Source organism: Thermococcus sp. CX2 (assembly GCF_012027555.1).
GTDB lineage: Archaea > Methanobacteriota_B > Thermococci > Thermococcales > Thermococcaceae > Thermococcus.
The window spans coordinates 648,141-674,827 of sequence record NZ_SNUQ01000001.1 but is presented as its reverse complement, the minus strand read 5'-3'; the positions used below and the strand labels follow the sequence as shown (position 1 = coordinate 674,827).

General features: G+C 54.0%; 24 protein-coding genes. 16 read left to right on the top strand and 8 right to left on the bottom strand.

Annotation, left to right across the window (positions count from 1 at the left end; all coding sequences use genetic code 11):
- Positions 1-109: 109 nt before the first annotated feature.
- The gene (gene udp, locus E3E23_RS03670; RefSeq protein WP_167906362.1) at positions 110-946 is read right to left on the bottom strand and encodes a uridine phosphorylase; all 837 of its coding nucleotides are present in this window, start codon (positions 944-946) and stop codon (positions 110-112) included.
- A 70-nt stretch (positions 947-1,016) separates the two neighbouring features.
- Between udp and E3E23_RS03665 the strand changes: the two genes are divergently transcribed.
- From E3E23_RS03665 to E3E23_RS03630, 8 genes are all read left to right on the top strand, one after another.
- Complete coding sequence (locus tag E3E23_RS03665) at positions 1,017-2,084, top strand: pyridoxal-phosphate dependent enzyme (RefSeq protein ID WP_167906361.1); 1,068 nt, start codon at positions 1,017-1,019, stop codon at positions 2,082-2,084.
- Positions 2,085-2,119: 35 nt separating this feature from the next.
- Positions 2,120-2,995: an MEMO1 family protein gene (locus E3E23_RS03660; RefSeq protein ID WP_167906687.1), complete on the top strand. Its 876-nt coding sequence runs from the start codon at positions 2,120-2,122 to the stop codon at positions 2,993-2,995.
- Positions 2,996-3,040: 45 nt separating this feature from the next.
- Complete coding sequence (locus E3E23_RS03655; RefSeq protein WP_371807516.1) at positions 3,041-4,063, top strand: mevalonate kinase; 1,023 nt, start codon at positions 3,041-3,043, stop codon at positions 4,061-4,063.
- Positions 4,060-4,836 (top strand): isopentenyl phosphate kinase, encoded by a 777-nt coding sequence (locus E3E23_RS03650; RefSeq protein WP_167906359.1) that lies wholly within the window; start codon positions 4,060-4,062, stop codon positions 4,834-4,836. Before E3E23_RS03655 ends, E3E23_RS03650 begins: the two co-directional genes overlap by 4 nt.
- Positions 4,837-4,842: 6 nt before the next feature.
- The gene (locus tag E3E23_RS03645) at positions 4,843-5,232 is read left to right on the top strand and encodes a hypothetical protein (protein ID WP_167906357.1); all 390 of its coding nucleotides are present in this window, start codon (positions 4,843-4,845) and stop codon (positions 5,230-5,232) included.
- Between the two features lie 64 nt (positions 5,233-5,296).
- Positions 5,297-6,421, top strand: a complete 1,125-nt coding sequence (fni, locus tag E3E23_RS03640) for a type 2 isopentenyl-diphosphate Delta-isomerase (protein WP_167906686.1) — start codon at positions 5,297-5,299, stop codon at positions 6,419-6,421.
- Positions 6,422-6,574: 153 nt separating this feature from the next.
- Positions 6,575-7,897: an RNase J family beta-CASP ribonuclease gene (locus E3E23_RS03635; protein WP_167901134.1), complete on the top strand. Its 1,323-nt coding sequence runs from the start codon at positions 6,575-6,577 to the stop codon at positions 7,895-7,897.
- 69 nt (positions 7,898-7,966) lie between these two features.
- Positions 7,967-8,995: a polyprenyl synthetase family protein gene (locus E3E23_RS03630; RefSeq protein ID WP_167906355.1), complete on the top strand. Its 1,029-nt coding sequence runs from the start codon at positions 7,967-7,969 to the stop codon at positions 8,993-8,995.
- A gap of 3 nt (positions 8,996-8,998) precedes the next feature.
- Here E3E23_RS03630 and E3E23_RS03625 read toward each other — a convergent pair whose 3' ends face one another.
- Positions 8,999-9,808 (bottom strand): class I SAM-dependent methyltransferase, encoded by an 810-nt coding sequence (locus E3E23_RS03625; RefSeq protein WP_167906353.1) that lies wholly within the window; start codon positions 9,806-9,808, stop codon positions 8,999-9,001.
- Positions 9,809-10,119: 311 nt separating this feature from the next.
- Here E3E23_RS03625 and E3E23_RS03620 point away from each other — a divergent pair, with 311 nt between their 5' ends.
- Complete coding sequence (locus E3E23_RS03620) at positions 10,120-10,290, top strand: hypothetical protein (RefSeq protein ID WP_167906351.1); 171 nt, start codon at positions 10,120-10,122, stop codon at positions 10,288-10,290.
- A gap of 51 nt (positions 10,291-10,341) precedes the next feature.
- On the opposite strand, the gene leuS is transcribed toward E3E23_RS03620, so the two are convergent.
- Both leuS and E3E23_RS03610 read right to left on the bottom strand, forming a co-directional pair.
- Positions 10,342-13,236, bottom strand: coding sequence for a leucine--tRNA ligase (leuS, locus tag E3E23_RS03615; protein ID WP_167906349.1), 2,895 nt, complete (start codon positions 13,234-13,236; stop codon positions 10,342-10,344).
- Between the two features lie 215 nt (positions 13,237-13,451).
- Positions 13,452-16,814: an MMPL family transporter gene (locus tag E3E23_RS03610; RefSeq protein ID WP_371807515.1), complete on the bottom strand. Its 3,363-nt coding sequence runs from the start codon at positions 16,812-16,814 to the stop codon at positions 13,452-13,454.
- A 107-nt stretch (positions 16,815-16,921) separates the two neighbouring features.
- Here E3E23_RS03610 and E3E23_RS03605 point away from each other — a divergent pair, with 107 nt between their 5' ends.
- A complete protein-coding gene (locus E3E23_RS03605; RefSeq protein ID WP_371807514.1) occupies positions 16,922-17,419 on the top strand; it encodes a helix-turn-helix transcriptional regulator in 498 nt (165 codons plus the stop codon).
- A 16-nt stretch (positions 17,420-17,435) separates the two neighbouring features.
- On the opposite strand, the gene E3E23_RS03600 is transcribed toward E3E23_RS03605, so the two are convergent.
- The gene (locus E3E23_RS03600) at positions 17,436-18,509 is read right to left on the bottom strand and encodes a Xaa-Pro peptidase family protein (protein ID WP_167906681.1); all 1,074 of its coding nucleotides are present in this window, start codon (positions 18,507-18,509) and stop codon (positions 17,436-17,438) included.
- Between the two features lie 129 nt (positions 18,510-18,638).
- On the opposite strand from E3E23_RS03600, the gene E3E23_RS03595 reads away from it, so the two are divergent.
- From E3E23_RS03595 to E3E23_RS03585, 3 genes are all read left to right on the top strand, one after another.
- Positions 18,639-19,223 (top strand): 50S ribosomal protein L15e, encoded by a 585-nt coding sequence (locus E3E23_RS03595; RefSeq protein ID WP_068666027.1) that lies wholly within the window; start codon positions 18,639-18,641, stop codon positions 19,221-19,223.
- A 93-nt stretch (positions 19,224-19,316) separates the two neighbouring features.
- On the top strand, positions 19,317-19,772 hold the full coding sequence (locus E3E23_RS03590) for an RNA-binding protein (protein WP_167906679.1): 456 nt from the start codon (positions 19,317-19,319) through the stop codon (positions 19,770-19,772).
- The gene (locus E3E23_RS03585; RefSeq protein WP_167906347.1) at positions 19,769-20,443 is read left to right on the top strand and encodes a Ribonuclease P protein component 3; all 675 of its coding nucleotides are present in this window, start codon (positions 19,769-19,771) and stop codon (positions 20,441-20,443) included. The genes E3E23_RS03590 and E3E23_RS03585 overlap by 4 nt, the downstream gene beginning before the upstream one ends.
- Here the strand turns inward: E3E23_RS03585 and E3E23_RS03580 are convergent.
- Complete coding sequence (locus E3E23_RS03580) at positions 20,440-21,771, bottom strand: TrpB-like pyridoxal phosphate-dependent enzyme (protein ID WP_167906345.1); 1,332 nt, start codon at positions 21,769-21,771, stop codon at positions 20,440-20,442. The two genes, E3E23_RS03585 and E3E23_RS03580, sit on opposite strands and share 4 nt — an antisense overlap.
- A 572-nt stretch (positions 21,772-22,343) precedes the next feature.
- On the opposite strand from E3E23_RS03580, the gene E3E23_RS03575 reads away from it, so the two are divergent.
- The gene (locus E3E23_RS03575; RefSeq protein ID WP_167906343.1) at positions 22,344-23,351 is read left to right on the top strand and encodes a TIGR00341 family protein; all 1,008 of its coding nucleotides are present in this window, start codon (positions 22,344-22,346) and stop codon (positions 23,349-23,351) included.
- On the opposite strand, the gene E3E23_RS03570 is transcribed toward E3E23_RS03575, so the two are convergent.
- Positions 23,348-23,794, bottom strand: coding sequence for a hypothetical protein (locus tag E3E23_RS03570; RefSeq protein WP_167906341.1), 447 nt, complete (start codon positions 23,792-23,794; stop codon positions 23,348-23,350). The two genes, E3E23_RS03575 and E3E23_RS03570, sit on opposite strands and share 4 nt — an antisense overlap.
- A gap of 82 nt (positions 23,795-23,876) precedes the next feature.
- On the opposite strand from E3E23_RS03570, the gene nikR reads away from it, so the two are divergent.
- Together nikR and E3E23_RS03560 are read left to right on the top strand one after the other, a co-directional pair.
- Positions 23,877-24,293, top strand: a complete 417-nt coding sequence (gene nikR, locus E3E23_RS03565; RefSeq protein ID WP_167906340.1) for a nickel-responsive transcriptional regulator NikR — start codon at positions 23,877-23,879, stop codon at positions 24,291-24,293.
- A gap of 19 nt (positions 24,294-24,312) precedes the next feature.
- On the top strand, positions 24,313-24,735 hold the full coding sequence (locus E3E23_RS03560) for an amino acid permease (RefSeq protein WP_167906338.1): 423 nt from the start codon (positions 24,313-24,315) through the stop codon (positions 24,733-24,735).
- On the opposite strand, the gene rqcH is transcribed toward E3E23_RS03560, so the two are convergent.
- Positions 24,732-26,684 carry a ribosome rescue protein RqcH gene (gene rqcH, locus E3E23_RS03555; protein ID WP_167906337.1) on the bottom strand — a complete coding sequence of 651 codons (1,953 nt, stop codon included), beginning with the start codon at positions 26,682-26,684 and terminating at the stop codon, positions 24,732-24,734. The two genes, E3E23_RS03560 and rqcH, sit on opposite strands and share 4 nt — an antisense overlap.
- Between the last annotated feature and the right edge of the window lie 3 nt (positions 26,685-26,687).

Here is a 26,687-nt window from a genome sequence, read left to right as displayed (position 1 = left end):
AACTGATGGGCAGATGCTCTCTAAAATGGCTCTTTATGCAGTGGATTTTATAGTCAATCCTGCCGGACAGAAGAGCCTCTGATAAAATGTTTAATGAAAAAAGAAGGCCTCAAAGCCTCCTCAATCCCGGGAACCACACTTTCTTGCCTTTCTGCTCCTTCTCCTCGTCCCATTCGGCGAGTATCTTGACGGCTTCGCTGGCAACTAAGGCGGCCTCCTTCTCACCGGCCTTGCCGAACTCGTTGGTTACTCTGTTGGCGAAGACGGCACAGACACAGCCGGCCCTGAGGCCGTAGATGTTGGCCAGTGTGTAGAGCGTTGCCGCTTCCATCTCAAAGTTGGTAACCCTTGCCTGCCTGAGGTCGTCGAGGATGTTCTTGGCGAAGCTCGGGAAGTAGCCGTTCAGTCCGGGTCTTCCCTGGCCAAGGTAAAAGCTGTCAGTCGAGGCAGTTATGCCGATGTGATAGCGCACTCCGAGGGTCTCGGCGGCCTCAATTAGTGCGAGGGTAACCTCCAGGTCGGCAACGGCGGGATATTCAATCCTCACGTACTGCTTCGATGTCCCCTCGAGTCTCACCGCTGCCTTCGCTATAATGAGGTCGCCTATTTCCATTCCCGGCTGTATGGCTCCTGTTGAGCCGACTCGGATGAACGTATCTGCCCCTATGGCTGCAAGCTCTTCAATCGCTATCGCCGTTGAAGGCCCGCCTATTCCGGTTGAAGTAACGCTGATTGGAACACCCTTGTATTTTCCGGTGTGTGTCCTATACTCCCTGTGGAAGGCTATCTCCTTTGCCTCATCCCATAGGGAGCTTATCTTCGGAACTCTCTCGGGGTCACCTGGCAGGAGGACGTATCTTGCAACGTCCCCCGGCTTGCATGCTATGTGGTACTGATATCCTTCCTCGGTCTGCGGCCTCTCGGCAGATAGGAACTTCTCACCCATCTCAATCACCTTTTTATCTTGTGTGACATAGATATAGCAAGAAGCCTCTAAAAACCCTTGGGTGGTTCGGGTGCTTGTATGTTCACGCTGTGGGCTCAGGTATCCCGAGGAATTTCGCTTGAGGTGTGACTGCGGGGGAACCCTCTTCGTGGAGAAGAACATAAGCGGACGCTTTGGGGAGAACCTTCGGAACCACTTTGATATCAGGCGCTACCTGAGTTTTCTACCCGTCTCGGAGGGACATCTACCTGTCATTATCCCGGCAATAACTCCAATCGTGGAGCTTGCCCTGGATGGAGTAAACGCGCTCTTCAAACTTGAATACCTCCAGCCAACGGGCTCCTTCAAGGACAGGGGCACCTATGTAACAATTGCCAAGCTCATGGAGGAGGGCTTGACTGAGGTTGTCCTCGACAGCTCGGGCAACGCGGCGTTAAGTCTGGCCGCTTTTTCCAAAGCTGAGGAAATATCCGTCCACATCTTCGTGCCCGCGCGCACAAGCTCCGGAAAGCTTGAACTCTTGAAAAGACTTGGTACAGAACTTCACGTCATCGATGGTTCGCGGATGGAAGTCCACAGGGCGGCTATCGAGTTCGCCGAGAGGAGGGGCATCACCTATGTCTCCCACTGGCTCAATCCATATTTCATCGAGGGGACGAAAACAATCGCCTTTGAGGTTTACGAGAGCACTGGCGTTCCAGACTACGTTTTAGTCCCAACCGGCAGCGGTTCCCTCTTCATCGGCCTCTGGAAAGGCTTCTACGAGCTTAAAAAAATGGGCGAGATTGATAGGCTTCCCCACTTTGTGGCGGTTCAGGCTTCCGGCTACGAGAGTCTCTGCAAGCGCTCGGAAGAGAAAAGTCACCTCGCAGAGGGCATAGCCATCCCGGAGCCGCCGAGGCTGGAAGAGATGAGGAAAATACTAATCGAGACCGAAGGGAAATGCATGAGCGTTGGTGATGCTGAAATAGCGGAAGCCATTCGCTGGCTCTGGGAGTGGGGCTTCATCGTTGAGCCGACATCAGCAACGGTGTTGGCCGCCCTGTGGAAGCTCAGAAAAGACGGCTCTGTCCCCGAGGGTTCGAAAGTCCTCCTTCCCCTCACCGGCTCGGGCCTTAAACTAACCCAAGGTATTTAAACTTTCGAGTTGATTACCTCCTGGAGGTGATGGATATGGCGAGGTATCCGGCCGTTGCTGGGAGCTTCTATCCAGAGGGTGAGGCGCTCATCGAGATGCTCGAGAAGTTCTTCAGAGACTTGGGTGAGCACGGAAGCGAGAGGAAGATAACAGCGGGCGTTGTGCCCCATGCAGGCTACATATTTTCTGGCTACACAGCCTCAAGAACATTTAAGGCCATCTACGAGGACGGTCTGCCGGAGACCTTCGTAGTCATCGGGCCGGACCACACAGGCCTTGGCTCGCCGATAGCGGTCTATCCTGGCGGTAAATGGCTCACACCGCTCGGCGAGATTGAGGTCGATTCCGAGATGGCCAAGGCCATAGCGAAGCTCTCTGGAATAGCAGACCTCGACGAGCTGGCCCACAAATACGAGCACTCCATTGAGGTTCAGCTGCCCTTCATCCAGTATCTGGGCGAGAGGGCAGGGAAGGAAGTGAGGATAGTGCCGATATCCCTTGGCATCCAGGACGAGGAGGTTGTAGAGGATCTTGGCAAAGCAATCTACGAGGCCGCCAAAGAACTCGGCAGGGACACCATTGTTATAGCGAGCACTGACTTCATGCACTACGGTCCGGCCTATGGCTATGTTCCCTTTAGAGCCAGGGCGGATGAGCTTCCCCACAGGGTCAAGGAGTGGGACTTCAGGGTTATTCAGAAAATCCTCGACTTCGACGTTAAGGGCATGTTCGACGAGATAAGGAAGATGGGCCACACCATGTGTGGGCCCGGGGGAGTTGGAACTGCGGTAGTCTACTCCCGCTTGGCTGGAGCCCTTGAGGCCGAGCTTTTACACTACACGACGAGCTTTGAGGTGAGCAGGAGTACCGATGCAATAGTTGGCTATGCCTCTATAGTCTTCAGGAAGTGAGCGTGAAATTTTGACCAAAACCCACATAAACTTTCTTTCCTTTTCTTGTTTGGAGGGTCAGAGATGAGGGTTCTAGCATCAGCTCCTGCTAAAATTATCCTCTTCGGCGAGCACAGCGTCGTCTATGGAAAGCCTGCCATAGCGGCTGCGATAGATCTAAGGACCTACGTCTGGGCAGAGTTCAACAACAAAGGGGCGATAAAGATTGAGGCCAAGGACATCAAGGTGCCCGGATTGACGGTCTCCTTCTCAGAGGACGAGATTTACTTCGAGAGTGACTATGGAAAGGCCGCTGAGGTTCTCAGCTACGTCAGACAGGCAATAGAGCTCGTCAGAGAGGAGGCCGACAAGAACGGAAATGGTGTCACAGTCTCAATAACCTCCCAGATTCCCGTTGGGGCTGGTTTGGGCTCCTCAGCGGCCGTTGCGGTTGCCACCATCGGTGCCGTCTCGAGGCTCCTCGGCTTAGAGTTAAGCAACGAGGAAATCGCCAAACTTGGCCACAAGGTCGAGCTTCTCGTCCAGGGTGCTTCGAGCGGGATAGACCCCACAGTCTCGGCCATAGGTGGATTCCTTCACTACGAGAAGGGCAACTTCGAGCACCTGCCCTTCATGGAGCTGCCCATAGTTGTCGGCTACACGGGCTCAAGCGGCTCGACGAAGGAGCTCGTCGCGATGGTAAGGAGGAGCTACGAGGAGATGCCCGAAGTTATAGAACCGATCCTCGTTTCTATGGGCAAGATAGTGGACAAGGCGAGGGAAGTTCTCCTCTCTGAGCTCGACGATGAGGTCCGCTTTGTCCAGCTTGGCAGGCTCATGAACATCAACCACGGTCTGCTCGATGCCCTCGGTGTTTCTACCAAGAAGCTCAGCGAGCTTGTTTACGCTGCCAGAACGGCCGGAGCGCTAGGAGCGAAGATAACCGGCGCTGGAGGAGGCGGATGCATGTACGCCCTCGCCCCTGAGAAGCAGAGTGAGGTGGCAACTGCAATAACCATCGCCGGAGGAACGCCGATGATAACTAAAATCAGCGATGAAGGATTGAGGATAGAGGAGGTTCTGCCATGATAATTGTCAAGCTTGGTGGAAGTGTTATAAGTGACAAAAATGTGGAGAAGTCCTTCCACGAGGACGTCGTGAGCCAGATAGCGAGTGAGATAGCCCAGTTCTATCCAAAGGAGGACTTCATTATCGTCCATGGCGGCGGGAGCTACGGTCATCCCCTCGCGAAGGAGTACAACCTCAGGGAGGGCATCGAGCCGAATCCCGAGAGCAAACGCATCGGCTTCTCCAGAACTCATCAGGCTATGCTTGAGCTCAACGGAAAAATCATTGAGGTTTTCCTGGAGAGGGGCCTTCCGGCATTTTCCGTCTCAACTTCATCGGTCTTCATAACCGAAAACGGTTCGGTCGCTTACGGTGACGTGGAGGTCCTCAAGAGGCTAATTGAGCTGAAGTTAATCCCAGTTCTCTTCGGCGATGTTGCCGTGGATTTGGAGAAGGGCATAGACATTCTCTCGGGCGACCAGATAATAACCTACCTGGCAAAGATGCTGAGGCCGAGCAAGGTGATATTCCTCATGGACGTGGATGGGATATATGACGGTAAGCCTGGCGAAGGAGGTCTTATATGGGAGCTCAAGGCTGGGGAGATTGACAGGCTAATCGAGAGGCTCTCCGGCTCGGCTGGAATAGACGTTACCGGCGGCATAGCCAACAAGCTCAGGGAGGCGAAGGAGATAGCCCAGTTTTCAGAGGTCTGGTTCGTGAACGGCAAAGTTCCCGGAAGGCTGAGCGGCGCGATCATTGGAGGGGGAACTGGGACGAAAATTATGCCGTGAGGTGGGGTGGAGAAACGGCAACTGCTTCTCTATCTCTTCATAATTTCCGAAGCCGTTGCAACTTTTTTCTATCTCCTCCACCAAGAACTGCTCCTTAGGGTAGCGGGTTATCCGCTGTGGGAGACCTACGAGGCTGAATACGCCGCTTACGGAACTCTACTTCTACTCCACGGTTTCTTTCTGACTCTCCCAACGACTTTGACTTCCAATCAAGAAAAGCTCCGGCACGGGCTTGCACTCTCGCTTTTGCCCCTCATCGGGCTCTTCCTGAGCGGTCTCCTGTTAATGATCCCAGTTCTGCTGATCCGTATGATTCCTTCTACTTTTCCAAATACGCTCTCGCGAGCATACTCTTGGGGGGGCTTTGGTCGTACTCCTACTCATGAGCAACGGTGAACCAGAGACGGGCCTTCCAAAAACCTCTTAACCTCCTTCTTCCCTTTCCATTCAGGTGGTGGATGTGGAAGTTTTCGATAAGGAGGAGCTCACCGTAATCAGGAAGTTCGAGCATATAGAGCACTGCCTCAAGAGGAACGTTCAGGCTCATGTCAGCAATGGTTTTGAGGACGTACACTTCGTCCACATGAGCCTGCCTGAAATTGACAAGGATGAAATCGACCTCAGCGTCGAATTCCTTGGCAGGAAATTTGACTACCCGATAATGATAGCCGGCATGACCGGCGGAACGAAGGGCTCTCAGCTCGCCGGAAAGATAAACAAGACCCTGGCAAAGGCGGCTCAGGAGCTGAACATCCCCATGGGCGTCGGAAGTCAGAGGGCTATGATAAGGAAGCCGGAAACGTGGGAGAGCTACTACGTTAGAGACGTCGCTCCCGACGTTTTCCTAGTTGGCAACCTCGGCGCTCCTCAGTTCGCCGAGACGATGCCCGATAGATATGGGATTGAGGAAGCACTGAAGGCAGTCGAGACAATTCAGGCCGATGCTCTGGCGATACACATGAATCCCCTCCAGGAAAGCGTCCAGCCTGAGGGTGACACACAGTACCGCGGAGTGCTGAAGGCCCTGGCCGAGCTGAAGGCGGAGTTCCCCTACCCGATAATCGCCAAGGAAACCGGCGCGGGTGTTTCAATGGAGGTCGCGATAAGGCTCGAGAGCATTGGAATAGACGCGATTGACGTCGGCGGCCTCGGCGGAACCAGCTGGAGCGGCGTCGAGTACTACCGTGCCAAGGACGAGATGGGCAAAAACCTGGCCCTGAAGTTCTGGGACTGGGGCATAAAGACCGCCATAAGCGTGGCTGAAGTCAGATACGCCACCGAGCTGCCGATTATAGCCACGGGGGGAATGCGCGACGGAATAACGATGGCGAAGGCACTAGCGATGGGAGCCACCTTCGCCGGCGTTGCCCTGCCCCTGCTCAGACCAGCGGTCAAGGGCGACGTTGAGGGCGTCATCAAGGTGCTGGAGCGCTACATCGAGGAGATAAGGAACACCATGTTCCTCATCGGTGCCAGAAACGTCGAGGAACTGAGGAAGGTTCCGCTTGTTATAACAGGCTTCACAAGGGAGTGGCTCGAGCAGAGGATTGACCTGCCTGCTTACCTGCGGGACAGGCGGATTTAACCTTCCGTTTTCACGTTTTTAGGTTGTGTCTAGTCGGTGTCTACGTTCTTGACGCCCTCCTCTTCGATGCACACCTTTTTAAACTCACCTAGCTTACTATCTCCAACGGGGCCTTATGCTCTTATGAGCTTAGAGGCCGAAGGAGGAAAGAGTATGATAAAGATTTACACACTCAGCGGTTACGAGGAAGTCGGTAAAAACATGACCGCCGTTGAATACAACGGAGAGGTCGTTATAATCGACATGGGAATAAGGCTCGACCGTGTCCTCATCCACGAGGATGTGAACATTCAGCAGTTCCCCACGAAGGAGCTCCAGAAGCTTGGGGCTATTCCTGACGATTCACCAATCAGAAACAAGAAAGTCGTTGCCATCGCTTTTACCCACGGCCACCTCGACCACATAGGTGCCGTCGGCAAGCTCGCTCCCCATTATCCAGACGTGCCGATATATGGAACTCCTTACACCATAAAGCTCGCCAAGAGCGAGGTCAAGAGCGAGCAGTACTTCGAGGTCAAGAACCCGATGTACGAGACCGAATACGGCGAGATAGTCCAGGTGAGCGAGAACTTAGCTATTGAGTTCGTTCAGATTACCCACTCCATCCCTCAAGCTGCCATTGTTGTAGTTCACACGCCCGAAGGCGCCGTTGTCCACACAGGAGATTTCAAGTTCGACAACAACAGCCCTCTCGGCGAGAGGCCCGATTACGACAGGCTTAAAGAGCTCGGGAAGGAGGGTGTCAAGGTTCTCATCCCCGAATCGACGCGCGTTGCTGAACCCACCAAAACGCCGAGCGAGGCAGTTGCTCAGATGCTCCTCGAGGACTTCTTCCTCTATGAGGGCATGGAATCTGACGGACTGATAGCCACAACCTTCGCCAGCCATATAGCACGCCTTCAGGAGCTCATCTGGATAGCCAACAAGATGGGCAGGCAGGCTGTCTTAGTTGGCCGCTCCCTGGCTAAGTACACGGGCATAGCCAAGCAGCTTGGTCTCATCAAAATGAAGGGAGCCAAGGCCGTGAGGAGCCCAAACGCCGTCAGAAAAGTCCTTAAAGAAGTCTCCCAGGCAAGGGAAAATTACCTTCTCATAGTTACCGGTCATCAGGGTGAACCCGGTGCCGTTTTAACCAGGATGGCAAATGGGGAGCTCTACGACATAGGCAAGCGCGACACTGTCGTTTTCTCCGCCGGCACCATTCCCAACCCCCTCAACAGGGCCCAGCGCTACGTTCTCGAAACCAAGCTCAGGATGAAGGGCGTTAGGATGATAAAGGATCTCCACGTTTCAGGCCACGCCAGCAGGGAGGACCACCGCTACCTACTGAGAATGCTCAACCCAGAGAACATCGTCCCTGGCCACGGCGACTTCAGGATGCTCACCCACTACGCTGAGCTGGCTGAAGAAGAAGGCTACCTCATAGGCAGGGACGTCTTCGTCTCGCGCAATGGCTACACTGTGGAGATTAAGTAGGGGTAAAACTGATAAAGAGTTATCCCTTTTTCCTTTTGACGTTGCTTTCATCGCTCACGGGGTGATAAAATGGCGAAGTACGATGAGCTGTTTGCAAGGGTTAAGGAGATGGCAAAGGACGTTGATGGTGTGCTCTTCAAGCTCATTCCGGAGAGAGAACCGAGGAAGCTCTACGACGCTGCCAGGCATTATCCGCTCGCCGGCGGCAAGAGGGTTCGCCCGTTCGTCGTCCTGAGGGCGGCTGAAGCCGTTGGCGGTGATCCAAGCAAGGCACTCTATCCAGCGGCCGCGGTCGAGCTTATACACAACTACTCCCTCGTCCACGACGACATAATGGACATGGACGAGCTCAGGCGCGGAAGGCCGACCGTCCATAAGGTCTGGGGCATCAACATGGCAATCCTCGCCGGCGACCTGCTCTTCAGCAAGGCCTTCGAGGCTGTTGCCAGGGCCGAGGTCAGTCCCGAGAAGAAAGCGAGGATTTTAGAAGTCCTCGTCCAGACTTCCAACGAGCTGTGCGAGGGACAGGCTCTCGACATCGAGTTCGAGACGAGGGAAGAGGTCACCGTTGATGAATATCTCCAGATGATAAGCGGCAAGACCGGAGCACTCTTCGACGGCTCCGCGACGATCGGCGCTATTGTTGGAACTGACAACGAGGAGTACATTCAGGCACTCTCGAAGTGGGGCAGGAACGTTGGCATAGCCTTCCAGATATGGGACGACGTTCTCGACCTCATCGCCGACGAGGAAAAGCTTGGCAAGCCCGTCGGCAGCGACATAAGGAAGGGCAAGAAGACCCTCATAGTCAGCCACTTCTTCCAGAACGCCAGCGAAGAGGACAAGGCCGAGTTTATGAAAGTCTTTGGAAAGTACGCAGGCGACGCCAAAGACGATGCTCTGATTCATGAGGACGTTAAGGAGGAAGTGGCTAAGGCCATCGAGCTCCTCAGGAAGTATGGCAGCATAGACTACGCCGCAGAATACGCTAAGAACCTTGTCAGGGAGGCCAACGATGCCCTGAAGATCCTTCCCGAGAGCGAAGCACGCAGGGATCTGGAGCTCCTCGCCGAGTTCCTCGTGGAGAGGGAGTTCTGAGTTTTACTCATCTTTTTCCGCCAGAATCCATCCCACCGGCGGATGCTCCGCACCAGCTTTCCATTTCTCGTAGGCTCTATCCCACCGCTTCAGAAGTTCGGCGCGCTTTTTCCCGTCTTTTATCTGCTCCACGTATTCCCGCGGGATGTAGGCTAAGTAGTGTGGCAGACCCGGCTCAAAGGTTCCGCTTTCGATTATCTCTCCACCGGCCGTTTCCACCAGCTCCTTCAGCCTTTCCAGCGGGAGATAGTGCAGGTCGTCCTTCTCGCCGAAGAGCGCTTCAAAGATATCCTCGCGCAGGTTGTAGAGCTCAAGATGTGCCCTTTGCCTCTCGCTGTTCGCTATGGGAAGACTCTCCGCTATGAAAACCCTGTTTGCCACGCGGAGCATCTCGGAGAAGACCGTAACCATCGTTTCCTCATTTTTCAGGCTTCTAACTCCATGAACGAGAACGGCTAAATCGAAGGCCTTAAACGGAAAAGGCAGCTCCTTCGCGTCCACCTTGAGTGGGATTATCCGGTGCTTCATTCCGGTGGAGGATGTCACTTCTCCGAAGAAGCGCCACCTGCTCAGATCAACGGCAACGACCCTGCCGGTCTCGCCGACGAGGTAAGCCAGGGGGACTGTGGTGAGTGCATGAGCCCCACAGCCAATTTCAAGGACGTTCATGCCGGGCTTTATCGGGGCGAACCTGAGAACCCTGAAGCGTTCAATCATTTCTAGATGAAGCCAATTTTGGGGAAGTGGAGGCTCGTCTCGGAGTGGAATTCTGGAGAGGACATCTTTCTTAAACGTTTCCTCGTCAGTGGGCATGGAAAACACCGAAAAATGCTAAAGCAGTTGTCTTTAAGCCATTTTCGGAGAAAAGTTTTATAAAATGAGGTTGAAGTTATAGCAGGGGCGAATTTTTGGGCTTGAGATTGCGAAAGAGGAATTGGCCTCACTACTAGCCGCACTGGGAATAGCCCCAGAAATCGTCGGGATTATTGCAGTAGCACTCTTAGCTGCAGGAGCCTATGTGTACACGATAGATGCGATTGGAGGTCATAATGGTATTTATGTCATGCAAACAATTTTTAGTCCAACAATAATAATATAGCACAACTAGAAATGGAGGAGACTCTATGAATGTCGACATGATAGATGCCATCGTTGGAGTCTTTTTCTTTATTTACTCTATAGTGGTTGGAATAATTGGCATAAAAGCCAAAGATCATGCCAAGCAGATGTGGGCTGCAATGGCGCTGTTCTTCGGGGCGATTATCTTCGGCCTCTGGAGTGAGTATCGTCATTAATGCTTTCTCTTCTTCCTCATCAAGAAAATAGATAAAGGCTATGAAATCCAATCACTCCACAAACACCGCCGGCTTCATCGGCATCGCGGCCTTCTTCTTTCCTCCCTTATCCTCCTCTGGGTTGATGATTATTTCGATGCCAAGCTCCTTCTCGATGAAGTCCTTGGCTTCTCTCAGAGCCTTCTCCTCGTCGATGCGCTTGATTTCAAAGGTCCTGTCCTTTATCAGGCGCTGTATCATCTTGCTTATCTCCTTGCCGTGCTTCCTCATCTCCGGGTCCTTCATGAGCTCGGACATGGCTGCCTTGAAGTCCCTCTTTTCAGCGACGACCTCAGCAACGCGCCACTTCCACTCTGGAGCCGTGTAGATGTATGCCCTCTTTGCATCCTCTATCTTTGCCACGCGGATTATCTCCTTGATGTCCTCGATGAGGTTCTTGACGTACTCTTCCTCCAGTTCGATGGTCTCGTTCCACCAGGCCGGGTTAGGCTCGGGCCACTTCGCCAAGCTCACGAAGCCCTCTCCGCCGAGCTTCTCCCAGAGCTCCTCGCTGATGTGCGGTGTGAACGGGGCCATGAGCCTGACCCATACGTCGGCGAGGGTTCTCAGCACGTAGCGCTTTGCCTCGTCGTCTCTTCCCTCGGTTCTCCTTAGATACCAGCGCAGGTCGTTCAGCACACTGTAGAAAGCCCACTGCACGGCCGTCCTCGTCCTGAACTCCTCCAGGGCCTTGGTGGCTCCTTCAATGGCCTTGTTCAGGCGGTGCAGCATCCACCTGTCGATGTCCTTGAGTTCGACATCCTCCTTTGCTTCATAGCTCGCGAACTCGCTCACCAGCTCGTAGAACCTCTCGACCTGCTTCCTGAGCTTGCCGACCTCCTTCCTGCGCCAGTCGAAGTCACTGTCGTGTTCAGCCAAACCCATTATGTAGAGCCTCACAACGTCTGCGCCGTTCTCCTCGATGGCGTCAATGAAGTTCAGCACGTTGCCCTTGCTCTTGCTCATCTTCTGGCCTTCGAGCGTTCCGAAGCCGTTTACGGCTATGCCCCTCGGCCAGTGCTCCTTCCTGAATATCGCCACGTGGTTGAAGATGAAGAACGTCAGGTGGTTCGGGATTAAGTCTTTCGCCGAGCAACGCCAGTCGAGCGGGTACCAGTACTCGAACTCCTCCTTCATCTCGTGGATTATCTCTGCCGGAATGCCTGTCTTCTCAGCCAGCTCCTTCTCCCTCTCTTCGCTGAACTCCTCCCTGAACAGGTAGTCGAAGAACTCCCTGTCGAGCTTCTCGGGGTCGAGCCTGCCCTCTTCTCTCAGCTTGTTGATGTGCCTGCTTATGGTGTAGTAGGCCATGTAGATGGTCGAGTCGCTCAGGCTCTCGATTACCCACTCTGGATCCCATGGGAGTGGTGTTCCAAGGCCAACTTTCCTCGCGCAGGCCTTCTTGTCGAGCCAGTCTATTACCGCCTCGAACTGTGTGCGCCTGCTCTCTGGATAAATCGTCATGTTGGCTAGAGCTTCCCTCGCCTTCTCCTTCCACTCAGGGTTTCCGTAGTCGATGAACCACTGGTCGTGGATTATCTTGATAACTGCCTGGTTGCCGAACCTTGAAATGACCGGCTTCTCGGCGAACTCGTACATTATCTCGGCGATGCCCTTCTCCTGGAGCTCCTTCGCTATTAGGTCCTTAACCTCCTGAACGGGCTTGCCTGCGTAGGGCTCAATCTTGAAGACTCCTTTGTGATACTCTGCCTTGTAGATGTTCTTTGTGGCCTCTTCGAGCTTCTCCTCATCCTTCTGGCTCTTCACGCCGAGCTTCTCAACTTCCTCAACCGCCGGGAACTCGCCGTAGCCCTCAAGCTTTATCAGCGAGATGTAGCTTATCTCCTCAACCACACGCGGGTCGATGTCGTACTTCAGCAGAATCTCGGTTTCCTTCTTCAAATCCTCTAAAGCCACGTGGTCGAATGGGGCATGAGCAGGAACGCTCATAACAACTCCGGTCGCGTTGTCCGGGTCAACAAACTCAGCCGGCAGAATTATGACCTCGTCGCCCGTTACGGGGTTCTTCACGTACTTACCAATGAGTCTCTCGCCCTTGAACTCCTCGATGACCTCAATTTCCCTGTCCTGGAAGGAGAGCTTATAGGCTGCCTCCTTGCTGATTATCCAGGTCTCTTCCCTATCGCCGCGCCTGACCTTTGCTTTGACGTAGATCGCCTCTGGATTCAGCCACATGTTGGTTACTCCATAGACCGTCTCCGGCCTCAGCGTAGCGGCCGGCATGTATATTTCCTCGCCGTTCTCCTCCAGGATAAACTTGATGATGACGTACTCAAGTATCTGAACGTCCTCGCCCTCCATTATATCGTGGTCGCCGAGCGGAGTGCCAACAACTGGATCCCATCTAACCCTGTGGGCGCCCTTAACGACCAGCCCCATGTCCTTGAGCGTCCAGAACTGCCACTCTATGAACTTGCTGAAGGGCGGGAACAGGTTGGTGGTGTGGAACTCCCTGCTCCAGTCAACGGAGAAGCCGGCCCTTATGAAGGTCTCCCTCGCGGCCTTCATGAAATACTTGACTATCTCCTTCGGATCCTCGAACTTCCACAGTATCTCCTCGGGCACCTTGTAGACGTCGCGGTAGATGTGGATGGTTTTGGGGTCGCGGTTCTTTATCCTCTCGGCGATTCCGACTATCGGGGCCCCTGTGATGTGCCAGCCCATTGGGAACAGCACGTTATAGCCCTGCATCCTCTTAAAGCGCGCTATGACGTCGGGAATCGTGTAGGTCCTCGCGTGGCCGACGTGCAGGTGTCCTGAGAGGTAGGGGAAGGCGACCGTTATGTAGAACTTTGGCTTATCTTCTCTCTTCGGCTCGAAGACCTTTTCCTCCAGCCAGCGCTTCTGCCACTTCTCCTCAATAGCCTTGAAGTTAAGCTCCTCCATGCCTAAACCTCCTCGAAGTTTTTTCAAAAGAGCCTGAGAATGGAAACTCCAGAATAGGGGGGTTATTGGGGTAATCAGACATCGGCGTGATTCCAGCGGTGGAGAAGACACTCCCCCCTCATAGGCATCGGGGTAGGTAACGGGTTTTGGTATTTAAGGTTTTTGGGTTTTCACTCCCACGCAAAAAGGATAGAAAAGAATGGAAAAGTGAAAGTTCAATCCTTCTTTCTCTTGAACAGCGGCCACCAGGCCTTCTCGCCGAAGAGGGCCATAGTGGCAGGTCCTACGAAGTACACTGCCATTGCGGCCGTTAGGAGAACTCCAATGGCTAGGGCGAATCCTATCTCCCTGACTCCCCAGGTTGCGCCTGTCATCAGCGAGCCGTAGGTAGCCGCCAGCACCGCTGCCAGGCCGATGACGAGCAGGTCCATGGTTCCCGCTGCAACTACCAGGGCCTCCCTCGGTTCTCTTCTCTCGAACTCGTCTCTTGCTTTGATAAGGAAGAAGCTGTTGTAGTCGATGCCGACTCCCATGAGCACTACGAAGACCATCATGGGCAGGAACCACATTATCTGCTGCCCGAAGACCCTCTCGAAGAGCCAGCTGGAGAGCCAGATGCTCAGCAGGACGCCAGTGGCTATGGTGGCCATTGTAGTAATTACCGCCGGCAGTCCCTTGAGGGTCGGTATGAGCGACAGGAACATCAGCAGCAGCGCCACTGGGAATATCCTGTGCCAGAAGACGTCGTTGATGAGGTTGCTGAGGTCGAGGGCCAGTGCAGTGGCTCCGCCTACCAGCCCGTCTTTGAGCTCTCCTGAGCTCTTCTCGTCCTTGAGGAGGGACCTTATCTCCTTCACCATGTCCTTGGAGTGCTCGTCGGTGGCGCTGTACTTTCCTGTCACCTGGATGAGCACCTTCTTTCCGTCCTTGGAGATGTAGCGGTCGCCGCCGAGGCTCTTGAGCCCGTCGAGGCCGACGCCGCTAATCGGCTCTCCGTAGGGCTGGGTCACTGTGTAGACGTACTTAACGCCCTCAACCTTCTCTATCTTCTTCACGATGCTGTCGATGGTGGCCAGATCGCTGTCGCTCACCGGGTGGTCGAACTCGATGACGACGTAGGTCGGCGACGCCACACTGGCACCTATCTTCTCCTCCGTCAGCTGGAGGAAGTGGTAGGTATCGCTGTCCTTCGGGATGAAGAGCTTGATGTCGTGTGTTCCGTGGAAGTTGGCGAAGTTGTAGGCGGCCGGAACCGTCAGGAGTAGGGCTATGAGAACGACAACCTTGGCGTGCCTCGTTGCCCAGTCGGCTATTCTGCTCTTCTCGTGGATGTCTATCCCCTCAATGTGCTTGATATGCCTCGGCCACCAGAATATCGGCTTGTTGCCTATCAGGACAGTTATTGCTGGTATGAGTGTCAGAGACGCCAGGAGCACCGTTATGACGGCTATTGGGGCTATTATGCCCATTGTCTTGAATATCGGGAACTCGTAGGCGAGCACGAAGGAGGCGAAGGCTATTATGTCTGTCGAGGCCGAGGCAAGCACAGCGTCCTTGGCGCGCTTCAAGGCCTCGCTTGCCGCAGTGTTGTGGTCGTAGCCTTCAGCTAGGTACTCCCTGAACCTGTGGAGGTAGTAGGTTGAGTAGTCTATTCCCAGTCCGAGGGCGGTGGTGACGGTGAGCATCTGGGCCCAGCTACCGACGTCAAGGATATCGCCCTTGGCGAGGAGGTAGAGTATTCCGAGGGCAGTGAGGGTGGCGGTTGCGACACCTGTAAACGGCAGGAGTGTTGCGAGCAGTGCCGCGCCCATGATGACGAAGAGCACTATCAGCGCCCCGATGATGCTGAACTTCGTCGTCTTGTCGTTGTCCTCCTTGCCGTACTTGATGGTCTCATAGGTCTGAACCGGCGTGCCGCTGACGTAGGCCTCGACCTGTGGGAAGGCCTTTCCAAACTCCTTAAGCGCGACTTCTTTGGCCTTCAGGGAGTTCTCGTACTGAACCTTTGAACTCTTCTCGAGGTCAGATACTCCCTTGAGACCCTGTGGGACGAAGAGGATGAGCATCGTCGTGTTGTCTGGGCTCTTGAGCATCTCGATGTAGTTCTTCGCCTTATCGTAGATCGTCGGGTAGATGTACTCCTCAATGGGCGTAACGTCATCCCTTGTTATGGCATTGGGGTCGTCCTTGAACTTGAAGGCGAGGTTCACGAGCTCGTCCGTGTCAATGTGAAGCTCAAGGCCCTGCGAGTTCTCGTTTATGTACTCCCCGATCAGGGCCTTAACCTTCTCCTTAACTAACGCCTCAAGCTCCTCCTCGCTCAGCGGATACTCCTTAATAACGGCCGTTAGGGTGTCCTTCATGGCCCACTTCACGATCTCGGGTGCGTCAATGTCCTCCAGCTTCCAGTTGATTTCGTCAATGAAGAGCTCCTCGGCGATCTTTCTCGGGCTCTCGCCCTCGTAGATCCTCTTTGCCACGTCCTCGACGTCTATCCCTTCAACGTTTCCAGCGAGGGAGACGACGACGCTCAGGGTGGCGTTCTCAAGCTTCTCACCACTTAGTATCCCCTCTGGATCGGCCGTCGCGACTTCTACAAGCTTCTTAGCAGTCTCGTTGGCGTTGGGCATTCCGGCAAGCTTCTCGATGGTGCCCTGAATCAAGAGGGCCTTTGCTATGTCATCGACGTTTCCGCCACTCTCGTAGATGGCCTCAAGCGTCTTCTCGTCGAGAGAAAGGCCCTGTTCTTCCAAAACATTCTCCATCAGCCCAATCGTAACCTTCTTGAGCAGGACTGGATCCTTTGCAAGAACTCCTGTGGCGTTCGTGTCGTAAGCCATTACGGTTTTCACAATGACGGGGACGAGGGCTTTCTCTTCCTCCGGAACACTCTCTGAGATCTCCTCAATGAGCACCTTTTCGAGTTCCTGCTGGCTAGCGTTTATGAGGTTCCTGCTGAGCTCAACGTATGCCATGTCAGTGGAGTTGATGAGGACCTTGAGACTCATCATCTGGTTGTAGAGGAGCGTGAGGTTCTGCCTCAGCTCAAGGTATGCACCGGCAAGTTCAGGGAGGCTCTCCCTCGTCATGTTGATTGACTGTGATAGGAGCTCCATCTGAGAAAGGACTTCTCCGAAGGCGTCGCTCGCGTTCAGCGCTGAGATATAGAGAATTCCTGTAAGGTTGGCAGTCTGCTTCGTCAGGTTGAGGGCTATGTCGTAGGACTGGTTCTGGAGAAGCTCAACCGCGTCGTAGTAGGATGTGAAGTTGTCACCGTAGGGCTTGGCTTCCGCCTTGAAGCGCTCGTAGGCCTCTTTCGCCTTTGGATCGTTCACGTTGATGTTGGTTATCACCATGTAGGTCTGGTTATCGCTCTGGGAGAAACTTGGAAAGTCCTGGGACAGCATATCCTGAACCTTGACCGACTCAACGTCGTTCGGCAGGAACTGGTCGGTGCTGTAGTTGGTCACGTCCGTCAGCTTCGCCGCTAGTGGCGCCGCGAGGATTATGATGACTATCCAGAGCGCGACTACCAGCTTCGCGTGCTTCACTATCCACTCGTTCCAGGCCATAGCCATCACCGTCTATGTCACTCTTCAATATGAAGTTTTCAAACATGTCTAAGTTCGACATGTCTTTGAGGGATATATTTTATAAGCCTTTTGAACAAATTTATGATAAGGGGGTGGTAGAAACGACCGATAATGTAGAGAAGCGCATAATCAAGGGGCTGTTTACTGTCCCCCTGAAGAATATAATTCTTGTTATTGTCGGCTTAAAGGGGGAAACTCATGGCTATGAACTCTTGAAGGAGCTCGAAAAGTTCACCGTCGGCCTCTGGAAGCCGAGCCACAGCAATCTCTACACGCTTTTGAATAAGATGGTCGAGGAGGGCCTCCTCGAACCTAAGGAGGAGTACCGAGGAAAGGTTAGGCGCGTGAAGTACCGCCTCACAGAGAGGGGATGGGAGTACCTCAAGACCTCGAACGACCTGGCTTTGAGAACCCTCTACACGGCCGTTGACTATCATGAGAGGCTCAAGAAGAAGCTTGAAGCGGCTGGGCACGAGAGGAAGATGAAGAGGGAAACCGTCATGGAATACCTTGATCTGCTCAAGAAGATAAGGAACATCCTCGACGAGGAGATAAAGAGGATAGAGGAGGAGCTTGAGGGGGATCAATAAGCCTCTTCGTTAGTTGTCACAGCTGAACAAGATCCCTTTCAGCTTTGGTTAGCCTCTCCCCCCTTCCGTTTTCAACAACCACATCGTCCTCTATCCTGACTCCCCCGAGGCCCGGGAGGTATATTCCTGGCTCTATCGTGAAGATCATGCCGTTTTCCAGGACTACCTCTCCATCCGGCCCTATGTATGGCTCCTCGTGGACGTCTAAGCCCAGGCCGTGGCCGGTTCTGTGGGTGAAGTATTTGCCGTAGCCTGCCTTCGCTATGTATTCTCTCGCGGCCCGGTCGACTTCCCTGGCCGTTATCCCCTCGCGGACGGTCTGGAAGGCGCTCTCCTGGGCGTTCTTGACGACCTCGTAAATCTCTAGAAGCTTTTCGTCCGGCTTTCCTAACGCGATGGTTCTCGTTATGTCAGAGCAGTAGCCCTTCCATCTGGCCCCGTAGTCGAGGATAACGAGGTCTCCCTTCTTCAGCTTCCTTTCGCTGGGTGCGTGGTGTGGATTAGCCCCATTCTCTCCTGATGCCACTATCGGCTCGAAGGAGATTCCGTCGGAGCGCTCCCTTATCATCAGCTCGATTTTCAAAGCGAGCTCTCTCTCGCTCATACCGATTAAGTCCATGGCGAGGATTTCCTCGAAGACATCATCAACGACTTGGGCCGCCTTCTCCATGAGCCTTATCTCTTCTCTGTCCTTCCTCATCCTCAACTCGCGCATTAGACTGCTGAGCGGATGGAGGTCGTAGTCCCTGAGGAGCTTCTCGATGCCTATCAGCCAGTCGGCCCTCATAGTGTTCTCGACAAGGAGCCTGCCTGAGGCTATGTCAAGCTCCCCCAAAATTCCCCCCAGCTTCTCGTAGGGATTCTCTCCATCACGCCAGAAGGTAACTGGGAAGTCCTCGATAACGTTCTCGTAGAGGCTTGGAGCCAGGAGGTGATATTCTCCATCGGAATTCACTGCCAGAACGGTCAGCCTCTCTCCTGCCTCATGGATGTGCAGGCCGGTCAGGTAGTAGAGGTTTGAGCCGGGGCTCACCAAAGCTCCATTAAAACCCTGCTTATCCATGAGGGAAACGAGCTTGTCGAGGCGCATTGCTATCACCGCCTAAACTACTCCGCAACTTTTAAAAACTCAATCTCCAACTTCGCTCGACTAGGCGGGGGAACCCGCGGGATGTTCCGCTAAGCGGAGAACCACAAACGAGGAAGTGAGGTGGAAAAGATGGGAATGTACAAGTACATTAGGGAAGCCTGGAAGACTCCGAAGAAGACCTACGTCGGTCAGCTTCTCAAGGTTAGGATGATTAAGTGGCGCAGGGAGCCGAGCGTCGTTAGGGTTGAGCGCCCAACCAGGCTCGACAGGGCCAGGAGCCTCGGCTACCAGGCCAAGCAGGGCTACGTCATCGTTCGCGTTCGCGTCAGGCGCGGCGGAAGGAAGAGGCCCAGGTGGAAGGGCGGTAGGAAGCCCTCCAAGATGGGTATGGTCAAGTACAGCCCGAAGAAGAGCCTCCAGTGGATTGCCGAGGAGAAGGCCGCCCGCAAGTTCCCGAACCTTGAGGTCCTCAACTCCTACTGGGTCGGCGAGGACGGAATGTACAAGTGGTTTGAGGTCATCATGGTCGACCCGCACCACCCCGTCATAAAGAGCGACCCGAAGATCGCCTGGATTGCCGGCAAGGCCCACAAGGGCAGGGTCTTCCGCGGACTCACCAGCGCTGGCAGGAAGAGCCGCGGCCTGAGGAACAAGGGCAAGGGCGCCGAGAAGGTCAGGCCCAGTGTGAGGGCCAACAAGGGCAAGACCAAGTGATTCTGCCCTTTTGTTTCTATTCCTTCAGCTTTTTGTCCCCAGCCCAGGCGAACTTTTTAAACCCTTCATCGTTTCTCTTCTCAGGTGAGAAAAATGGCGAAGATAAAGGCACATCACATCAGGCTGACCACCTTCATCCACGCGACTGAGGATGAGGACAAGGTTCTTGAGGCGATAGCAACCTTCATCCCAGAGGAGATAGACGACGATGATGTCCTCTTTGACATCGTTGAGACTCAGGGCTTCTTTGGTAATCCGATTAAGGTTGTGAACGTTGAGATAAAGAGGAGCAAGGCCGTCAGGACCTTCCTCGAATACTTCAAGGAGCTCCTGAGCGATCGGGATAAAACCTACCTCCTTGACCACCTCGACGAGAAGGTCGACGAGGAAGGCACCTTCTACGTCCGCTTCAACAAGCAGAGGGCATACCTCGGCGAGGCAGAGGTAGATGAGGGCGAGGACGTCATCCAGATAAAGATAAAGGCCAAAGCCTTCCCGATGAAAAAGGAAGCCGTCGTCAAAGCCGTTAGGGAGTGGCTGGAGGAATGATTCAGGAAGTTGATGAGGAAATTTCTTTTTCCCGCGAGCACTGGATAGAGATGGACGTAAGGAGTGAAGAGGCCTACGAGCTGGCCGAGGAGTGGTTCGACGAGGTGGTCTTCACCAAGAGGCTTTTCCTCGACGATAGGCCAGACTTCGAGGCACTCAAAGCCGAGATTAGGGAGCTGAGGGAGAGATACGGTAAAGTTGCCCTCCTCCTCGTCACAAAGAAGCCCTCCCTAATCCGTGAAGTCAAGGGCAGAAACCTCAAGGCCCTCATCTACGTTCAGGGCGGAGATATGAAGGTGAACCGCTTTGCCCTTGAGCTCGGCGTCGATGCTCTCATAAGTCCGTGGTTGGGCAGAAAAGATCCGGGCTTTGACCACATACTGGCGAGGCTTGCGGCCAAGAACAACGTGGCAATAGGTTTCTCCCTATCACCTATTCTGAGGGCCAGCCCATACGAGAGAGCTCAGATCCTGCGCTTCATGATGAAAACCTGGCAGCTTGTCGAGAAATACGGTGCCATGAGGTTTTTAACATCTTCAGCCGAGAGCAGATGGGAAGTCCGCTCGCCGAGGGATTTGATGAGCCTCGGAATAGCGCTTGGCATGGAGATCCCTCAAGCTAGGGCAAGCCTGGACTTTTATCCAAGAATGGTTTTGGGGAGGAAAAGCTAAACCTCCCCCTTCAAAGCTGGAAACTCTTCTGGCTCGTAGTCCTCAAGCTTTCCGTCGAGGAAGTCCCCGTAGCCCTTGAGGTCGAGAAGGCCGTGGCCGCTGAGGTTGAACAGGATGACATCCTCCCTGCCCTCTTCCTTCGCCTTGAGGGCCCTGTCTATTGCAGCCCTGACCGCGTGGGCGCTCTCGGGTGCTGGAACTATGCCTTCCGTCCTGGCAAAGAGCCTGGCCGCCTCGAAGACCTCCGTCTGATGATAGGCTACTGGCCTAACTATCCCGTGGTTTATCAGAATACTCAGCGTTGGAGCCAGGCCGTGGTACCTCAGGCCGCCAGCGTGTATCGGCGGGACGTAGTAGGTGTGGCCGAGGGTGCGCATCTTCATCTTCGGCGTTAGCCCTCCAGAGTCCCCGTAGTCGTAGGTGTAAACGCCGCGCGTCATGCTCGGTGCCGCCCTTGGCTCAACCGCTATGAACTCGTAGTCAGCTTTGCCGTCTAGTCTATCCTTGACGAAGGGATAGGCCAGGCCGGCGAAGTTGCTTCCTCCCCCAACGCAGCCAATTATGACGTCTGGCTCCTCGAACTCCTTCATCTGCTCCTTGGCTTCCAAGCCTATGACCGTCTGGTGCATTAAAACGTGGTTGAGCACGCTTCCAAGGGCGTAGCGCGCTTTTTCGTCCCTTAGAACGTCCTCGATAGCTTCGCTTATCGCTATTCCCAAGCCACCTGGGTGGTTTGGGTCTTCGCTCAGGAACTTCCTTCCTATCTCGGTCCTGTCGCTTGGACTGGGGTAGATTTCGGCACCGTAGAGACGCATTATAGTCTTCCTGTAGGGCTTCTGGTAAAAGCTGGCCCTAGCCATGTAAACGCGAACCTTTATCCCCATTAGTGCCCCTGCCAGAGACAGGGCAGTTCCCCACTGGCCCGCACCCGTCTCTGTTACGAGCCTCTCGATGCCCTGCTCCTTCGCGTAGTAGGCCTGAGCCAATGCGGTGTTTATCTTATGACTTCCTGTGACGGTAGCCCCTTCGTATTTGAAGTATATCCTCGCCGGCGTTCCGAGGGCCTTTTCGAGGTTCGTCGCCCTGAAGAGAGGCGTGGGACGGCCTATTTTAGCGTAGAGCTCGCGAACCTTCTTTGGGATCTCGATGTATCGTTCCATGCTCATTTCCTGCTTCACCAGCTCCGCTGCGAAGATGCGGAGCAGCTTCTCTGGCTCCATCGGCTCGTCCGTCTCCGGGTCGAGGGGCGGTGCCAAAGGCTCCGGCAGGTCGGGCAGAATGTTGTACCACCTCTTTGGTATCTCGGAATCCGGCAGAACGGCTTTCATTCAAACCACCTCCTGATTTTTGGAAGAAGTCCCAAAGGCGAGGGAATAAAGAGAGTAAGGACTAACCCAAAGCAGAAAGCTCCAGCTGGGTGGAGGCATAAGCTTAATCCTCTAGAACCTCCAAAAACGAGCCCCCCTATCAGTCAGGCCAAAAACGATCCCGCCCTTGAGCCGTTAGGCTAACCCAAACATTCAGGGGGACCTCAGAGACGCCAAAAACAATCACTCCTGGTCATCATGGTGCATCGAAGTCCAAGGGATTGCAACCCTTAAATGTTTTTCTTCAAGTTGACTGGAGAAATGACGATTATTTTCACGATTATGTCGAGATTTTTGACATTTTTGCAAGCTCTGAGCTGCGAAGGGATGTTCTGGGATACATGCCCGCCAAAACTTTTCACGCGGGTTTGGATGGGATTGCTCCGTTCGGCATTAGGGCCGAAGACCTCTTGAAAGACCGTTCCATGGACGGGATGCATTTCCGCGTGAGGGGCCAACCGCACTGATTGCGGCAGGGGCAATCGTAGCGGAAACGGTTATTAACCTCCCCTTACAATATCATACGATGCCTAATGCTCCGGCTTGAGGTCTACTGTGATGAAACCGAGGGAGAGCAAGTTTCTGCGGTTCTCGGTAAGTGGAACGTCCAGTTCTACATGGAAGAGGTAAGGGGCAACGATCACCGCGTCCTCAAGTTCGTGGCCCTTGTCCCTGATTTCATCATAAACGACCTTGCAGACGAGCTCATGAAGGCTATAGACCTCAGAAAAGGGCACTCGGCGATAACGTGGTCGCAGGTGAGCGGCAAGTCCGTCAAGTACGCCAACTCCCTCAAGTCACTCAGGAAGTTCAAGCGCCGCTGGAGTCTCGCAGCTATAGAAAAGCTCATAGAAGACGCCAACAACCAGGCAACGGTTGATCCGATTCAGCTCACCCTCGGCGCGGTCGCTTCCATAATAGCCCTTTTCGGACTGATAAACGACAGCATCGTGATGATAATCTCTGCCATGCTCCTCTCTCCTATCCTCGGCCCCCTCTACGGATTCTCCCTCAACGTCGTCATGGGCAAGGGGAGAGACGCCCTTAACGCCGTCTATTCCATCCTTAAGCTCTTGGTAGTTATCTTTCTCTCCGCCGCCATCGTGACGCTCATCCTCAAGCTGGCTGGAGTTATGCCTTCTCAGCCAACCCACGAGATAGCGATCCGCGGAAATTCCGGCCTCGTTTACATCCTGCTGGCCGTTATACTCGGCTACGCGGGTGTCGTGGCTATAGTCAGCAAGGTACCCGAGATACTGGCTGGCGTTTCCATTGCTGCCGCCCTCGTCCCCCCAACGACGGTCATTGGAATATCCCTCGTCATGGGCTGGTTGGATGTTTTCGGCGGCTCGCTGATCCTAACTCTCGAGAATGTTCTTGGCCTGCTGACCGGCTCGCTGCTTGGGCTGTACATCCTCAATGTCTCGCCGAGGAGCTACTACGAGAGGAGAGCGGCAAGACTCTACACGAAGAGAACCATGCTCGTCCTAGCGTCGATGATAGCGCTGATAGTTCTCCTTGAACTCATGTTTCCGGGCTAAGCAACCTCGGTCTGTTCATAGATTAGCTCACCCTTCCTGTGCCTCACGAGCAGGCCGTAGAAGAACTCCTTCATCTCGGGGCTCATGTCGTCGTCAAGCAAAATGTCCGCCTTTCCCAGATAGCTCTTCTCCGCCTTCGTCACCAGAAGCGCTATCTGGGGAGTGAGATGCTCGAGGAGAATTCTCACCACCTCGGGATAGGCCTCCTCGTTTAGCTCTTCGTCGGCCTCTATGCCGAGGTAAACTGTGAACCCCTTCATCTGGACTGCCAGGACGAACTCATTCTCACTCAGCTCGAAGAACGAGAAGTTGTAGCTTTTCGATTTTACCCTTGCGATCAGAACACCCTTTATTGAGAGGGTAACGGGTTCTCCCTCTATCTCGAACACCAGGTCCTTTGCGAGCTCCATCTGGGCTGTGGTGTAAAGCTCTTCCATCTGCATGGCCACTTCTTGTTTTCCGAAGGATAAAAGCATTTCGCGTCATCTTTTTAACGATGAGGCCCAAAGATATCACGGTGGTGTTATGAAGATAACGCGCTTTGGTGTATCCGTTCCCGATGAGCTGCTTGAGAAGTTCGACCGCATCATTGAGGAGAAGGGCTACGTCAACAGGAGTGAGGCAATCAGGGATTTGATGAGGGACTTTATCGTCAGACACGAGTGGGAGGAGGGAGACAAAGAGGTGGCCGGGACGATAACCATTGTCTACAACCACGACGAGGCGGATGTCGTTAAGGAACTCCTCGATTTACAGCATGACTATGTCGATGAGATCGTCTCAAGCCTTCACGTTCATATGGATGAGCACAACTGCCTCGAAGTCGTCGTCGTTAAGGGCAAGGCGAGCAGGATAAAGGAGATAGCGGAGAGGCTGATAAGCCTGAAGGGCGTCAAGCACGGAAAGCTCGTGATGACGACAACGGGGAAAGAGCTTGTATGAGGCCTGTGAGGGAGAAGTTATGAGATTGCTCGGTTTTCTGTCTTCCATTGTTGTGGCCCTGTCCTTCATTCTCCCCTGGTTCAGGATACCAGTCAACGGTGGCGTGGAGGAAATCACCTTCCTTGCCATACTCGAGGAAACCCTGGGCAGCTCAAACGGTCCTGAGGGGGCCTTTTGGTGGCTCAACCCAGAAAGCGTCGGCACGATATTCCTCTTCATCGTCTTCTTCACGGGGATATTCATGATACTCGTCGGGATTCTCTTTGGTCTCCTCGGCGGCCGCACTGGGCCTGGGATCGGGGTCATCGGAGTGTTCATCCTTACTCTCGTGGCATGGCATGTGTATGGTGAGGGATTCTTTGCGGTACTCGGGGAAGGCTACATAATAGCACTGCTAAGCTTCGTCGTCGGCTTTATTTGGGGAGGGGGAAAGGCGCTCTAAGCGCCGACCACCTCTACTACGTCACCGTTCCCCGGCGGCAGGACTGCCATGATGTCTTCTTCTCTCACCTTATAGCCCCACTTCTCGAGGATGCGTTTGATTCTCTTCACCAGCTCGCTCTTCTTCAACGAACCGGGCCTTATGACGATGTACCTGTCGGTGTGGGTCTTTATTGCCTCAACCGGCGCGCAGACCACGAAGTCCTCGCCTTCATAGTTTATTACCCCAACGGCAAGCTTGAGCGGAAGCCCGTGGAACCAGTTCCTCTTTCCGTAGACCATGAAGGCTCCCTTGCCCATGTACTCACCGCTCGGCGCCTGCTTTGTCACCTGGTTTGGATACGCCCAGTATGCATCGGCGCTGTAGAGTCCCTGGCTCCAGGCCTTTGACATGCTCACTGCAAACTGGCAGGCCTCGAAGAGCGTCTTCTCCCCAGCCTTCTGGCCATCCTTGATGACGACGTGAGGAGCTCCGTAAACGTCCGCGTGGCAGTAGAGGTCGTTTTCATTCATGTGCTTCTTTATGAGGTTCTCGTTCGTGCTGGCGTCTTTTCCAGCCAGGACCAAAAAGCCCTCACTCGACACGAACCAGCGGAACTTCTCGAACCACTTCTTCTTTCTGCGCTCTATTCTCTTTACCGCGAGCTCCTTCTTCGTCTCTTCCTCTATGAGCTTCTCGATCTCATCCAGCTTCCTCTTCGTGTCCTCGTAGGCCTTAAGCGCTCCCTCGAGCTTGTGCTTGGCCTTCTTGGCCTTCTCGTAGTAGAGCTCCGCGTTTTCACCTATGCTCTTGTTGAGGTAGAGACGAATCTTCTTCCCATCGAGCTCTATCGTTACCGCCTTCTCCTTCGGGTCGGTGGACTTGACCATTAGGGCCACTTTATTGCCTGCCTTCTTCCCCTCCTCTATTCGTCGTTTGAACTCCTCCCAGCCGAGCTTTTCAACGGCCTTCCTGAACTCTGCTAGGAGATTCTCAATGAGCGTGAAGTTGGCGTATATCAGATCCCCGAGTTCTTGGTTTGCCCTCGCCTGTTCTTCAAAGCCCTTCAGCATTTCCTCCTGCTTTTTGAGGGTCATTAAGAGCTGCCTTTTCTTCCCCTCAAGCTTTTTTGTCTGCTCGAGCCTGGCTTTCTCGACGGTTATCTTCCCGAAGTATTCGTCAAGTGCCTCGCTGAAGGTGCTGAAGTATTCCCTTTCATACCCCTCGTACCACTTCAGCTCTATTGGCAGGACATCTATCATGGCACCGTCCTTGAAGACGATGTTCGGCTTTGGCTCCTCTTTGAAAAGAGCCTTCATAGTGTCGAAGATTAGCTTAAGCTCCTCCTCGCTCAGCTCGCTCGCTTTTTTCTTCTTGTCCATCCCCGCCCGAAGAAGAATTTCCTCCGCGTATAGGCCGCCCATGTTGAGCTTTCTAGCCAGCGCCCGGACTACCTCGACATCTTCCTCCAGGATTAACTCCTTAAAACGCTCCCATTCAACATCGAGCGGGTTTTCCCTTGCTGGCGGGAACTTGTATTCTGCCTTCGGCTTTATCGCCCTGTCTTTGAACTCCTCGTAGCGGAGTGCAGCGATGATTCTGTTCTCAGAGTCAACCAGTATTATGTTTCCTCTCCTGAAGAGCTCGCCGATGAGAGTGTAGTCGCCCACCTTAATTTTGACTATTCTGTCGAAGTCGTGTTGCTCTATAGCGTCTATGAAACCGCCGCTGAGGTACTTCCTCAAAAGCATGGTGAAGCTTGATGGCATCTTTGGTGCTTCTTTGATGTAGGTCGTGACGTGGAAGCGCTTGCCCGCCTCCAAAATCAGATCCTGCCTCCCCTCCTTCGTGCGGAGCTTTATCCTTATCTCGTTTCCATCGTGATATATCTTGTCAACGCGAGAGCCCACCAAGCTCTGCAGTTCCCTCACGATGTAGCGTATGTCAACGCTGCTCATCTCCTCCTTCATTCT